The sequence below is a fragment of the Deinococcus cellulosilyticus NBRC 106333 = KACC 11606 genome (assembly GCF_007990775.1).
GTDB lineage: Bacteria > Deinococcota > Deinococci > Deinococcales > Deinococcaceae > Deinococcus_C > Deinococcus_C cellulosilyticus.
On sequence record NZ_BJXB01000002.1, the window covers coordinates 164,587 to 178,377 of the forward strand.

At 55.5% G+C, this 13,791-nt stretch carries 13 protein-coding genes; 6 read left to right on the plus strand and 7 right to left on the minus strand.

Annotated elements, in window-relative coordinates; translation table 11 throughout:
- Positions 1-65: 65 nt before the first annotated feature.
- A complete protein-coding gene (locus DC3_RS02960; RefSeq protein ID WP_146882175.1) occupies positions 66-707 on the plus strand; it encodes an NADPH-dependent F420 reductase in 642 nt (213 codons plus the stop codon).
- A 68-nt stretch (positions 708-775) separates the two neighbouring features.
- Here DC3_RS02960 and cysS read toward each other — a convergent pair whose 3' ends face one another.
- Positions 776-2,221 carry a cysteine--tRNA ligase gene (gene cysS, locus DC3_RS02965; protein ID WP_146882177.1) on the minus strand — a complete coding sequence of 482 codons (1,446 nt, stop codon included), beginning with the start codon at positions 2,219-2,221 and terminating at the stop codon, positions 776-778.
- 88 nt (positions 2,222-2,309) lie between these two features.
- On the minus strand, positions 2,310-2,435 hold the full coding sequence (locus DC3_RS29925; RefSeq protein WP_281292432.1) for a hypothetical protein: 126 nt from the start codon (positions 2,433-2,435) through the stop codon (positions 2,310-2,312).
- A gap of 801 nt (positions 2,436-3,236) precedes the next feature.
- On the opposite strand from DC3_RS29925, the gene DC3_RS02970 reads away from it, so the two are divergent.
- Both DC3_RS02970 and DC3_RS02975 read left to right on the plus strand, forming a co-directional pair.
- Positions 3,237-6,167, plus strand: coding sequence for an AAA family ATPase (locus tag DC3_RS02970; RefSeq protein WP_146882179.1), 2,931 nt, complete (start codon positions 3,237-3,239; stop codon positions 6,165-6,167).
- 25 nt (positions 6,168-6,192) lie between these two features.
- The gene (locus DC3_RS02975) at positions 6,193-7,086 is read left to right on the plus strand and encodes an alpha/beta fold hydrolase (protein ID WP_146882180.1); all 894 of its coding nucleotides are present in this window, start codon (positions 6,193-6,195) and stop codon (positions 7,084-7,086) included.
- 6 nt (positions 7,087-7,092) lie between these two features.
- On the opposite strand, the gene DC3_RS02980 is transcribed toward DC3_RS02975, so the two are convergent.
- Positions 7,093-7,620 (minus strand): YcjF family protein, encoded by a 528-nt coding sequence (locus DC3_RS02980; RefSeq protein WP_146882182.1) that lies wholly within the window; start codon positions 7,618-7,620, stop codon positions 7,093-7,095.
- Between the two features lie 117 nt (positions 7,621-7,737).
- Here DC3_RS02980 and DC3_RS02985 point away from each other — a divergent pair, with 117 nt between their 5' ends.
- A complete protein-coding gene (locus DC3_RS02985; protein WP_146882184.1) occupies positions 7,738-8,118 on the plus strand; it encodes a response regulator in 381 nt (126 codons plus the stop codon).
- Positions 8,119-8,160: 42 nt separating this feature from the next.
- On the opposite strand, the gene DC3_RS02990 is transcribed toward DC3_RS02985, so the two are convergent.
- From DC3_RS02990 to glmM, 3 genes are all read right to left on the minus strand, one after another.
- The gene (locus DC3_RS02990) at positions 8,161-9,108 is read right to left on the minus strand and encodes a Gfo/Idh/MocA family protein (protein ID WP_146882186.1); all 948 of its coding nucleotides are present in this window, start codon (positions 9,106-9,108) and stop codon (positions 8,161-8,163) included.
- 68 nt (positions 9,109-9,176) lie between these two features.
- Positions 9,177-9,566, minus strand: coding sequence for an acyl-CoA thioesterase (locus tag DC3_RS02995; RefSeq protein ID WP_146882188.1), 390 nt, complete (start codon positions 9,564-9,566; stop codon positions 9,177-9,179).
- Positions 9,567-9,705: 139 nt separating this feature from the next.
- On the minus strand, positions 9,706-11,031 hold the full coding sequence (gene glmM / locus DC3_RS03000) for a phosphoglucosamine mutase (protein ID WP_146882190.1): 1,326 nt from the start codon (positions 11,029-11,031) through the stop codon (positions 9,706-9,708).
- Positions 11,032-11,363: 332 nt separating this feature from the next.
- Between glmM and DC3_RS03005 the strand changes: the two genes are divergently transcribed.
- Both DC3_RS03005 and DC3_RS03010 read left to right on the plus strand, forming a co-directional pair.
- Complete coding sequence (locus tag DC3_RS03005; RefSeq protein WP_146882192.1) at positions 11,364-12,080, plus strand: ATP-binding protein; 717 nt, start codon at positions 11,364-11,366, stop codon at positions 12,078-12,080.
- Positions 12,077-13,159, plus strand: coding sequence for a mandelate racemase/muconate lactonizing enzyme family protein (locus DC3_RS03010; protein ID WP_307724732.1), 1,083 nt, complete (start codon positions 12,077-12,079; stop codon positions 13,157-13,159). Before DC3_RS03005 ends, DC3_RS03010 begins: the two co-directional genes overlap by 4 nt.
- Here DC3_RS03010 and DC3_RS03015 read toward each other — a convergent pair.
- Positions 13,156-13,767: an NUDIX hydrolase gene (locus DC3_RS03015; RefSeq protein ID WP_146882194.1), complete on the minus strand. Its 612-nt coding sequence runs from the start codon at positions 13,765-13,767 to the stop codon at positions 13,156-13,158. The genes DC3_RS03010 and DC3_RS03015 overlap by 4 nt on opposite strands.
- Positions 13,768-13,791: the final 24 nt, after the last annotated feature.

Genomic DNA, 13,791 nt, shown 5'->3' on the forward strand with positions numbered 1-13,791 from the left:
AGTATACAGACCTGTCTCTATCATACCAACAAGTAGACAGACAGGTCTACCTCAAAGGAGAGATCATGAACATCGGAATTCTGGGATCTGGAATGGTTGGAAAAGCACTGGCAACTGCACTCGTCAACAAGGGCCACAATGTGGTCATCGGCACCCGCGACCCGGGCAAACTGGCAGAATGGGCCGCCACCCAGGGAGAAAACCTCAAAATCTCCAGCCCTTCCGAAGCTGCACAGCATGCAGAAATTGTTTTGCATGCCACCTCTGGACAGGCCGCGCTGCAAGCCCTGGAATCTGCAGGCGCAGAGAACCTGAAAGGCAAGCTGGTCATTGACATCTCCAACCCTCTGGACTTCTCAAAAGGCTTCCCCCCCACCCTTTTCGTCAAAGATGAGGACTCCCTGGCAGAACAGATCCAGCGCGCTTTCCCTGAAGCAAAAGTGGTCAAGACCCTCAACACCCTCACCGCAGACCTGATGCTGAACCCCGGAAACCTCAACGGCGGAGACCACACCATCTTCCTGAGTGGAAACGACCAGGATGCCAAGAATGAGGCCCGTGCCTTTCTGGAAAGTTTCGGCTGGCAGGACATCATTGACCTCGGTGACATCACCACCGCCAGAGGGACCGAGATGTTCCTGGCCCTGTGGGTCCGCATCTATGGCAGCCTTGGCAAAGCACATTTCAACATCAAAATTGTGCAGTGAATCAACAATTCAGAAACAAGAAGAGCAGAGACCTTACCGCGTCTCTGCTCTTTTTTGACCCAGAAATTTTACTGAATTTTCCAGCGGGTTCCCTGGGGGGTGTCCTCAAGCACCACACCAATGGCCGAGAGTCTGGCCCGCAGAGCGTCGCTCTTCTGGAATTCACGGGTGGCCCGGTAGTTCTGGCGGGCATCGATCACCAGCTCCATCAGGGTCTGGATCACCTCGGGATTTCCAGTGTCACTGCTGCGGTCTGCAAAGAGGCCCAGCACATCTCCCCCGAGCGCCAGATAGGCGTCCAGAACTGCTTGCAGGGTCTCTTTGCCGACTGAGCCTGTCAGGGCAGAGTTCACGTCGCGGGTCAGGTTGAAAAGTGCAGCCACAGCCTCCGGGGTGTTGAAGTCATCACTCATGGCTTCATTGAAGGTGTCAACATGCTGCTTCAATTGACCTTCCAGGGTGGCATGACGGCCCTCAGGCGCAGTCTCCAGTCGGCGTTTGACCTCCAGCATGGTGTCCCTCAGGCGGGCATAACCACTCTGGGCAGCACGCAAAGGCTCCTCCGAGAACTCGGTGATGGAACGGTAGTGGCTCGACACCAGCAGGAACCGCACCACCATGGGATCGTACTTCTCAAACAGATCTTTGAGGGTGGTGAAATTGCCCTTGCTCTTGCTCATCTTCTCACCGCCCTGTACAGTCACCATGTTGTTGTGAATCCAGTAGCGGGCAAAGGGATGACCCGCAGCCTCGGCCTGGGCAATTTCAGCCTCGTGGTGCGGGAACTGGAGGTCCATGCCGCCCCCGTGAATGTCGAAGTTCTCGCCCAGGTACTTGAGACTCATGGCAGAGCACTCGATGTGCCACCCGGGAAATCCCTCACCCCACGGGGAGTCCCAGCGCATGATGTGACCCTTCTCTGCCCGTTTCCACAGGGCAAAGTCCCTGGGGTCATGTTTCTCCTCGCGGATGTCCTCACGGGTGCCAGACACCAGGTCCTCCACTTTGCGACCCGAAAGTTTGCCGTAAGGAGCGTAGCTGGTCACCGAGAAATACACACTGCCATCCACCTCATAAGCGTGGCCTTTCTCGATCAATTCCTGGGTGAGTTTGATCTGCTCGGGCACATGACCGGTGGCCCTGGGGGTGATGTCTGGTTTCAGCACATTGAGGGCCGTCATGTCCTCAAAATACGACCAGTAGTATTTGTCAGCAATTTCCATGGGCTCCAGCTTTTCGAGCGCAGCCCGCCTCAGGATCTTGTCGTCCCCATCGTCGCTGTCGTCGGTCAGGTGACCCACATCGGTGACGTTGGAAACAAAACGCACCCTGTAACCTGCATGTTTGAGGTAGCGCCGCACCACATCAAAAGACACCTGCGCCTTGGCATGCCCGAGGTGGGCGTCGCTGTACACGGTGGGTCCGCACACGTACATGCCCACGTGGCCCGGAGTGGTCGGTGTGAATGGTTCTTTCTGTCTCGTCAGGGTGTTGTACAGGTAAATGTCTGGCATGATTCCTCCACGTGTGATGCTGCCTTGATGCTCCTTCAAACCTGGCCGTGCTGGATGAAACTGAAAAATCAGCCCTGAAAGGTGCATTTCATTCCTGAAGCACAAAAAAACCGCGCGAGACAGCACTCACGCGGATCAGGTTGAGGATGACGTCACCTTCCGCTGGGATCAGCGGCAACAGGGGGTCAGGTGACGGGAAAAAAGCATGCTTCATGATAACTGATTTTGTTGCGGAAGACATCAGGTTCTGTCAGGCCCAGAAACGATCTCCTCTAACCCATGGAACCTGAACCCCTTCAGAGGCTGACACTGCTCACCAACAAGCAGACATCCTGGCTGCCTGTGCAACTGCTTTGTCCCAGTCCATTCGACAGTTCCAGGACTTGCAGATCCTCCAGTATTCTCCGGTTGTTCTCCAGTGGTTTTGCATGATGAATGCCAGATGGAGCCGTCCATCCAGTTCAGCCCAGGAGGTCCGCCTGCACCTTTGCCGCACATTGTTGAGGTTATGGATTGACTGAAAGACCAGAGCCCTCTCGCACACTCCCTGCACTTTTTTCCTTTGAAAGTACACTTGAACGTATCGATTGGAACCTGTTCATGCCTTATGTTTCTGATGGCCTTCTCCATTTTTCAGCCATGATGAGCTGACCGTTGGGCCTTCACCCAGTGCACCACCTTGTTGTTTGTTCGTTCCACTTTTTGAGTTTTTCAAAATTCAGCCAATGTATTCATCCAAATCCAGAAGGGCAGAGAGCATGTTCACATGAACATGCTCTCTGCCTTTCCTGCTCCACAGCGCAGTTCTTTACGACCCGTCCAGGCCACCAGACATTGAACCTGGTGCAGCAACCCCTGGAGGTCTGCTCCAGACAGGCCCTCCTCCAGACTGATCCTGTAAACTGGTCTCTGATCCAGGTTGCTGGCTGAACCTGCAAAAATTGGGGCGGCCAGTGAAGAAAAACTTCAAACTTCTTCTGCCTGCCCGCACCTCCAGCCTGCCAGAGGTCATCTTGTGTCTCAGATTCCCCGAACTTATCCCAACGAAATCAAGCGCATCCACCTGCTCCAGCGGTTGCGGCAAACCAGTCCTCAGGCCATTGTGGCACTCATGGCTCCCTCTGGTTATGGGAAGACCACACTGCTGGCCCAGTTTGCCCGTTCCACCCGTCGCAAGGTGATCTGGCTGACCCTTCACACCGACCACAGCAACCCGCAATATCTGGCCCGGGCACTCATCGCAGAAGCGCAGCAGGTTCTGTCAAGCCTTAAACTGGTCGCAGAAAGCACAGACGCCCCTGCAGAAGACCTGGGGAAAGATCTGGCCCAGGGACTCAACAGTTCAGGACAGAAAGTGTATGTGGTGCTGGACCGGACAGAGTTGCTGTCCAGAGGGACCGGCCTGTGGCTGCAGCGGTTTCATGCCCAGTTGAAGGACCAGGTTCAGCTCTTGCTGGCAGGGTATGAGAGCAGCCCACTTCCGCTGGCACAATGGGCCTCCCGGGGTGATGCACTGATTCTTGGCCCCCGGGATCTGACGTTCACGCTGGAGGAAATGCTGCAGTGCACTGGATGGACCGCTGAAACCCGCGACCTGCACCTCTTGAAGGAAAAAATGGAGGGCTGGCCCGCAGGGGTGGCCCTGGTGGCCAGTGGTGCGCCTCTGGGCCTCAGTGCGCGTGAACTGGTGGACGAGCGGCTTGAGCAGCTTCCCGAAGACCTGATTGCAGCCCTGAGCCGTCTGGCTCCACTGGATGTGTGGTCCGAACAGGACATCCGTGCCCTGCATGTTGAGTTGCCCCACAACTGGATTCGTTCCCTGATGGAAAGCGGGTTGCCTGTCACCCCTCTTGGCGACGGGAAATACCGTCCACACACCCTGCTGAGGGAAGCCCTGGAGAGCCGTCTTTTTCACACAGGATCTTACAGGGAGGTGTTTCAGCAGGCCGGACTGTATCACCTGCAGGTCCATCAGGAGCTCGCTGCACTGGAGTGCTTCATCAAATCACAGGATGCTTCCCGTGCCATGGAGCTGGCCCGCAAACACATCAGTGCTGCCATCACCCGTGGGGACCGGGAGTGGGTGCTGGACCTGTGTGAGCGCCTGTCCACCCTTCCTGGTGGCCTGACGGAAGAGGTGTTGCTGCAGAAAATTTCGATGTTGCTGGACTTTGGACGCATTGCTGAGGTGGATGCCCTTCTCGAGCAGCATCCGGATTTCGAGAAAAAAGACGTTTACTACAGCACCATGGCCTATTACCACTACCGACGAGGAGAATTTCAGCAGCAACTCAATTTTGCCACTGAGGGCCTGGAGTCTCATCCCAGCAACACCTTCAAAATTGGACTTTTGACCTACCGTTCCATTGCCCTGGGCGCACTGGGCCACCACGAGGAAGAGCAGGCCGTGGCCCGGGAACTGGTCCAATTCTGTGTCAACCTGCAAAATCCACTGGCAGAAGCCAAAGCCTACGTGATCCTGGCGAGCTGCCACCAGACGTCTCTGGACCGTCAGGAATGCGAACAGGCGTACCTTCGTGCCCTGTACCTGTACAACAAGCACCGGGTCACAGCACGTCTCAATGAGCTGTATTACAACCTGGCCTACACCTACGTGGACTGGGGAGAAAACCAGAAAGCCCTCGACCTGATCGAGAAAGCCACCACAGAGCAGAATGAGAACTTCCACAACTGGAGGGCGCTTTTCATTGCCCTGCGCTGCAACATTTTCGTGTTGCAACACCAGCAGCTTGATCAGGTGGTCCACGACCTGTCTCTGGCTGTACCGGAGCTGGAAAACAAAGGGTGGACGGGACAGGCCGTCAATTACAGTTTGCTGCTCAGTGAAGCCCACCTCATGCAGGGAAATCTGGAACAGGCAAAACTCTGGCTGCTGAATTCCACCAACAAGACCCACGCCACCCATCAACCTGCTGATCCCCTAAAACTGTACCAGGTGATGTTTGACCTGCACGAAAAGAGATCCATTGCAGAAACCACCCTGCTGGATGACATTGATGAAACACAGCTGGAAGTCTATCACCTTCACCGGCTTGGCCTGCTCAGGCTGGAACAGGCCCGACAGAAGGGAACCCTGAACCGCACTCAGGTGGAAGAGGTGATCCAGGCTCTGGACGACCTGGGACACGACGGGCCGTTGCAAGCAGAGCGCCATCTGCTGCAAGACCTGTACCAGACCTGCATTCAACTGAACTGGCATGCAGAGCGTTTCCAGCGTGCCCTGAACCTCAGTGTTGCCGTTGCCGATCCTGTTGACCAGCGTCCTGTATTGAAGATCAGTGCCCTTGGCAAATTGGAGGTCCAGGTGTCAGGGCAGCGGGTGCATCTGCCCCTCAGCAAGGCAGAGGAATTGCTGTTGTATCTGGCCGTGCATGGGCCAAACCACCGGGACCGCATCATTGACGCTCTGTGGGAAGGCTCAGCCAGACGGGAAAATGTGGACTATTTCAAGGTGGTGGTGCGCAAATTGAGGTCGGCCTTGCAAGAAGCCCTGAAGGTGCCTTTCGATCCCCTTCCGTTCCAGAACCGTCAATACCAGATCAGTGAACAGCTCAAAGTGGTGCTGGACCTCGATGCCATCAAAGACCTGCAGCAAAATCCTGTTCAGAGCTTTCAGGACCTTGAGCAACTGACCACCCTGCAACGTGCAGAAATCGCACCGCACCTGACGGGTGAGTGGGTGGAGGTTTTAAGACAGGACCTACAACAGCAGCTGGTTCAGGTCATTGCACTTCACATCCAGACACTGGCCCACCAGCCGGAAGGGGTGGAAAAACTGTACCGCTTTGTCCTGCAAATTCCCGGTCTTGACCCTGAACACTACAGGCTGCTGGAGGAGGCCCTTGTCAAAAATGGTCACACCCATCTGGCACTGCAACTGAGCCAGGAATCCTCTCGATTGTTGCGGAGGCAGTTGCTGAACTGATGTACTGTGGTCTCAGAGGACCACAATGCACCAGCAATATTCCCGTTTCATTGAAGTGAGCGACCGCAAAATCCACCTGCTGGAAGCAGGCCAGGGACCACCCCTGGTGTTGCTGCATGGCACTGCCATCGATTCGGCGTGGTTGAGTTACGGCAGGCATCTGGACCATTTCGCAAGGCACTTTCATGTCTTTGCTCCAGACTTTCCAGGGTATGGTCTGAGCTCTGACCCCCAGAAGAGACACCAGACCCGGGAACTTGCTGAATTTCTGCTGGAATTTCTGGACGCCCTGAATCTGCAAAAAAGCCGTGTTGTGGCTTTTTCGATGGGTGGTGCCATTGCCCTGCAGGTGGCCCTCAGACACCCTGAGCGTTTTGAACGTCTGGTGCTGGTGGACAGTTTCGGACTTTTCGGACGCATTCACGTTCCCTGGATTCCGCGTCTGGGCATCCGGGCAGAAAAATTTGCCCTGTGGCTCTGGGATCTGAGCAGAAAACACCCCGGTTTTCTGGCTCTGATTCTGAAACTGCTGGTCATTCACAACCCCAGACTGGTGACCCGCGAGTTGCTCTCAGAACTGCAAAGTGAAATGAACAACCCTGAGACTTTTCTGCGCTGGCTGCAGTCCGAACTTGGCTGGACCCGTTACACCACCAACATGTATGAGGACCTGCCGAATTTGCAGGTGCCGACCTTGCTGGTCCATGCACAGCATGACCGGGTGACTCCTGCAAGTCGCACCCACTTCGCCGTCAAAAAAATCAAGAACGCAAAGCACATCATCATTCCCAGGAGCGGTCACTGGGTGATGCGGGAGCAGCCTGAAACCTGGCGGAGCAGTGTGCTGGATTTTCTGCTCTCAGACCTTGTGGATGCAACCACCCTGCAAGTAACCTCCAGCAGTGCTGGAGGCTTCTGAGATTGCTTATTTTTCGTTCTTTTTACGGACCAGATCTGGATTGTCCTCTGCTTTGCGGTACTCTGCATCAAAGGTTCGGGCCGCAAGTTCCTTGCGCTCCTGGTCAGTGAGTTCCAGACCCAATTTTTTGCGTTTGAAGTATTCCTCTGCCAGTTTGCCCAGGGCAAAAGTCCAGCCATACACCAGGGGCGCAGTGATCACCCCTCCAAGCACCGGGGCCACCACCTTGGCGACCTGTCTCATGGCCTGACGGGCCACCAGACCATAAGCGAAGGAGGCCCCGAGTTCCAGCATGATCTCTTTTGCCCGTTTGCGGGTCAGCTCAAAGCCGTAGATTTTACCGACATGAACCACCATCTTGATCTGCACAGGCGTGATCAGCAAGATGTCTGCAACCGGGATCGGTTCGGCAGCGATCACCGCAGAGAGGGTGGCCGCACCCTTGATGACATCCTCGGCATTCTCTGCGGGTGTCTTGTTTGGTTCAACATCGAACTTGAAGTTTTCGAGCACTTGTTTGATGATGGGCAGCATTTCAATCAATGTACGTGACCTGATCCTCAGAAGTTGCATTCAATTACACTTTATGAACGTTATGTAAGACACTTGTGATACCGGGCCGATTACACTCCCACTAGAGAAAGAGGTCCTATGGCAAGCAACCCCAAAATCCTAGTGATTGATGATCAGAATGTCAACCTGATTCTGATCGAAAAAGCGTTGCGTTCAGGGGAGTACCACAACATCGTGACCACCAGCAGTCCAGAAGACGGTTTGAGTCGGATCATTCACGACAAACCCGATCTGGTGCTGCTTGACCTGATCATGCCCCGCCTGAACGGCATTGAGATTCTCGAACAGCTCAAAAGCCTTTCCCAGCATTTGCCTCCCATCCTGATTGTCACTTCTGAAAACAGCGAAAACATGCAGCAAAAAGCCCTCGAAGCTGGGGCCCGTCAGGTCATCAAGAAGCCCTTCCAGCGTGCAGAACTGCTGGACAGTGTGCGGCAATGGCTGGCCTTCGCCTACTGAACACCTGCAATCTCCCATGCACATTCCAGTGAACCACCCGACTTAAACCCTCGGGTGGTTCGTTGCGTTCAGGACCCGATCCAGAATCAACATCTGCTGCAGGGAGTGGTCCTGAATCGGAAAGCGCAGCTCTGTTTCTCCCCTGATCGCCTGTTGAAAGTGCCGCACCATTTCGGCATACACATTGATCTTGTCAAACGTCTCTGCCTGACCATTGACCGTCAGGTGGGATTCGTAATTGTCGATGGCGAAAGGGGCTTCGAGTTGCAGGGAGCCTTTCGTTCCAAAAACCTCAAAAGACTGTTGAAAGGGCATCTCAAAGGAACACAGCAGTTGTCCCTGACAGGATGAAAATTCGAGCAGTGCCCCCAGGGTGATGTCCACCTCACCTTCTGTCTTGAGGGCAGACACATGCACCTGCTGTGGAACTTCCCGGGTCACCAGACGCATCAGGTCCACACAGTAGGAGCCCACATCGTAAAAGGCCCCTCCCCCCAGACGGGCATCCCAGCGGATGTCATCCGGGCGGTCCAGAGGAAAGGTGAACACCGAGCGCATCAGGCGAATGTCGCCGATCTTGCCTTCCTTCAAAACGTCCAGCATGCGCTGAACCTGAGGGTGAAAACGGTAGGAAAATGCTTCCAACACCAGCTTTCCAGATTTCTGCTGGGCATCCATCATCCTCCTGGCCTGATCGGCAGAGAGGGTGAGGGGCTTTTCGCACAGGACATGCTTTCCAGCTTCCAGGGCTTTTACGGTCCATTCCAGATGCTCAGAGTTGGGAAGAGGCACATAAACCACTTCGATGTCAGGGTGGTCCAGCAGCTCTTCGTACGAGCTGGAATTCGGAATGTGGTTTTCCTGTGCAAATTGTGCCGCTTTTTTCGGATCGCGGGCAGACACCGTGTGGACGGTTCCTCCGGCTTCACGGATGGCCGGGACCAGTGCGGATTTTGCAATGCGGGCAGCTCCAATGATTCCCCAGTTCATAGCAGGCAGTTTAGGGGGAACAGCACAGGTGAGGTGTACGGATTGCGACTGTCCTGTGCTGGCAGTCTTCAGGTCATGCTTTTGAGCAGGTTTTCAGGAATCCTCACCAGCCGGTACGACCGGTCTGTTGCCACATGCTCTGTGGTTCCGGTGGCAATGGTCTCTCCTGTTTCCGACGTGAGCAGGTAATCAAACGCCATGGTGCGGGATTTGACCTCGGCGACTTTCACCGTGATCTTCACAACATCATCAAAGCGTGCCGCCCTTCGGTAGCGCACATCCAGACGGGTGAGCATCAGGTAGATGCCCTGTGCTTCCACCTCCCGGTAATCCATGTTGAGTTCCCGCATGAATTCCACACGGGCCAGTTCCATCCAGACAGCATAATTGCTGTGGTGGGCCACCCCCATCTGGTCGGTTTCAGCGTAGCGGACGCGAATCTGGGTGCTGTATTCCATGTCAGGGATTCTAACCCACAGTTGGATGGGGAGATGGGGTGTTGGTGTGCAATCCAAAACGGTTTGGACAATGTTTGTGACTTTTTTATTGTATTGATACAGAGAGGAAAGCCCTTCAGTGCGAAGGGCTTTCCTGTTCTTACTGCTGCAGGCTGCGAATCACGTCAGCAACATCTTCAGCGATCTGCTCGATCTCGGTCTGGTCTGGACCTTCCACCATCACACGCACAATGGGCTCGGTGCCACTGGGACGCAGGTTGATGCGGCCTCTGCCCGAGAGTTTGCCTTCGGCTTCTTTCACAGCCGCCTGCACCTCAGGGCGCTTGCTGATGCCATGCTTGTCTGCACACTTCACGTTCAGCAGGGTCTGGGGGAACATCACCAGATCGTCATGCAACTGGTCCAGTGAGAGGCCCATTTTCTGGCTGGCTTTCAGAACCTGCAGGGCGGTCAGGATGCCGTCCCCGGTGGGACTGATGTCCGTGAAGAGGATGTGACCGGACTGCTCTCCCCCGAGGGTGAGGGCTTTTTCCACCATGCGTTCGTGCACATAGCGGTCCCCCACGGCAGTGCGCTCCAGGTGGATGCCTTCCTGACGCAGTTTCACTTCCAGACCCATGTTCGCCATGATGGTGGTCACCACCCGTTTCTCACCCCGGGCCTTGGCGGTCAGGTACAGGATGTGGTCCCCCTGGATGATGTTGCCTCTGGAATCCACCAGCAGGGCACGGTCGGCATCACCATCAAAAGCAATCCCGAGGTCGAAATCCCCTTCCCGGACCAGCAGACGCAGATGCTCCATGTGGGTGGACCCGCAATTGCGGTTGATGTTGAGGCCATCGGGCGTGGTGTACACCGCAAAGACATCTGCACCGGCACGCTGGAACACTTTGGGAGCAATGCGGTAGGCCGCACCGTTGGCACAGTCCAGGGCAATTCTCAGACCGTCCATGCGGGGAGCAAGACTGGCCAGGTAATCGGTATACAGGCGCTCTGCTTCCCGGTAGTTGGTGACCGTCCCAAGCCCTGCCCCGGTCACGAAAGGCCATTCGCTCTGCTCACCAATCAGGGACTCGATCTCAAGTTCAAGAGAGTCAGAGAGCTTTTCACCGTTCGACCCGAAGAATTTGATGCCGTTGTCATCGTAGGGGTTGTGGCTTGCACTGATCACCACGCCCGCACTGGCCTTCAGGTGACGGGTCAGGAAACTCACACCGGGGGTGGGCATCACACCCACATGGATCACATTGACCCCACGGGCCGTGAGCCCTGCTGCAAGGGCCGCTTCCAGCATGTCGCCAGAGTAACGGGTGTCCTTGCCAATCACCACGCTGGGACGTTCAAAATTGCGCTTCAAAACTTCTGCAGCGGCCTGTCCGAGCTCCAGCACCCATGCTGCAGTGAGAGGGGGTTGTCCGGCGACGCCACGGACGCCGTCGGTTCCAAAATACTTGCGTTCAGTCATAACGGTACCATTGTACGGAAAAATGTCAGAAATGCCTGAGCCTGGGACACACAGGGGTGGGGGCGACGCTCTGGTCGTCCGTGGGACGCAGGAAACCGAGAGCCGAGAGCCGAGAGCCGAGAGCATTGTGTTTACATCTGGAAGGTCAGGTCAAGCAAATTGGCTTGAAAGCTGCAGCACTCACAAGAACTTTCATGTCTTCTGCCAAATCTCCATGCATCAGCCTTTGCTGTCTTTTGCCCTCGGCCATTGGTTCTCAGCTCTCGGCATGTCTCCCCTTGATTTGACAAGCCCTCACCCCTGCACCCTGGCCTGCCATACAATCAGGCCAAATGTTGAGCCGTGAAAGCACCCCCTACCCTTTAAAAGACCAGCCAATCCTGATTGTGGTTGGTGTGACTGGCGTCGGAAAAAGCACCACTCTTGATGAACTTCAGGCCCTGGGTGTGCCTTTCACCCTGCTGCCCAACCGTCGGGAAGTGACCGATGATTTCATTTTTGATGGTGAGGTGATCACTGACCGCAGCGAGCGCTTCAAACGCACTGCCAAGTTCCGTGAGACCCATCCGGGAGGCATGGGGCAGCTGCTGACCGAACTTTACCTGCAGGAAGCCCCCAAAAACACCCTGATCTTTGATGGTCTGCGGGGTCTGGATGAAGTGCAGCATGCAGCACAAAACTCGCAAAGCCGTTTCATTGTGCTTGATGCCCCTGATCTGGTGCGTGCTTCAAGACTGCTGGGCCGTGGGGACACCTTTGATCAGGTGCAAGTGGAAACCTCCGGGAGCACCCTGGAGTCCCTGAAAAGCCTGAAAGGCATCGATCAGGTGTTTTCAGAAGAGGACATTGTGGCCCTTTCCCAGCTGGATGCTCCTGCAGAAAACATCCTTGCCAAGGTGAAAATTGTGGTGGATGAGCGCAAGAATTACGATCCAAAAGAAGCCAATGCCTACCTGACGGGTCTGGGAGACAGCAAGCGGGTGCTGTATGTGGACACCACCCGTTCAAACCCCGCAGAAGTGGCCCGGCTCGTAAAGGATTGGCTGTGAAGATCCAGAACCTGGACCTCACTTTGTACCGCCTGCCCATGAAAAGCGCCCTGAAATGGGGTGCGGTCTCGGCCATGAGTACTGCAGATGCAGCCCTGGTGCGGATCACCCTGGAAGATGGCACCACCGGAGAGGGTGAGGCCCTGGCCCGTCCCACCATTTATGGCGAAACCCTGCACAGCTTTCAGGGCATCACAGATCTCCTGCGTCCCAGACTTATTGGAATGGACATCGAAGATGAAGGGGACCTCTGGAAAACCGTCCAGAGCATTGCCAACAACCACACCATCAAGGGAGCCATCGACAGTGCCATGTGGGAAGCCAGGTTCCGAAGCAAAGGACAGGACCTCTTCTCTGCCCTGCAGGGTCCCCATACAGATCTCAGGGTGAGTTTCATTCTGGGCATCACCGACCTTAAAGGCATGCTGCAGGAAGCCCGTGAGGTTTACGCAGCAGGGGTGCGGGTGCTGAAGGTCAAGGTGGGCCGCGATTACCAGAAGGACCTGCAGGTGATTCACGCCCTGAAGCAGGAGTTCCCTGACATGGACCTTTATGCAGACAGCAATGAAACCCTCACTCCAGATGTGGCCCCCCAGATCCTCGCCGCCATGGGTGAAGCAGGTTTGCTCTGGGTGGAAGAGCCCCTTCCTGTTCACCAGACACGTGCCCGCATGGAACTGAAAAAGCTTGGGGTGCTGCCCATCATCGCAGATGACTCCTGCTTCACGATTGGCAATCTGGAACGGGAACTGGACCTCGACACCTTCGACATCCTGAACATCAAACCTCCCAGAAGTGGCATCACCGGAAGCCTGAAGATGCTGGAAATGGCAAAGGCTGCAGGGAAACGGGTGATGATCGGTTCTCAGGCCGGGAACCTCACCAGCATGCGCCACAGTGCCCTGATTGCCAGTCTGGAAGGGGTGGATTGCCCCAGTGAACTGACTTTCTTCCTGAAGCTTGGAGATGATGTTTCAGGACCCAACCCTGTGTTGAGAGATGGGCACCTGAACCTTCGTGACCTGCAAAACCTGCAGCTGGACCCTGAGAAACTGGCCCGTTACAGCTTCAACCTTTAATCAAAATCAGCAGGCCAGGAGGGATTCCGCAGGTGTTCAAACATCCTGCGGATCTGTTGTTCTGAGATGCGCTCGGTGGACAGGGCAGGCAGTTCGTCTTCCCCGAAAAATCCCACGTCGCTGGTCTCGATGCTGGTCTGGGCTGAACCTCCTGTGAGCTCGCAGAGGATGAAAATCTTGTAGGTTTCCCAGATGGAGTGTGGGTGGTTGTGGCGGTTGCGGTCATGCACGGCCAGCAGTTTTACAGCACGCACTTCATAGCCTGCTTCTTCACGGGTCTCCCGGACCGCCATTTCGCTGGGACTTTCTCCCATGTCGGCCCATCCGCCTGGAGGGGTCCATCCTCCATCGGAACGCTCACGGACCAGCAGGATCTGGTTGTCCTGAAAGACAATGGCCCGCACATCAATTTTCGGGGTGGGATAACCTTCCTCTGCCTTCAAAAAAGAAGCGAGTTCCTGAGCAGGACGGTCTGTGAACGGGGCAAGCATTTCTGCAGCGAGTTCCTGCAAGCGCTGGTAACGCTGAGTGTCGAAAACATTGTTGGAATAAGCAAGCCCTGCCTGTGCAAGACTGAGGATTTCTCTGGCCCATTGCAGCTGTGACATTTTGACAGCATAATCTGCACCCTG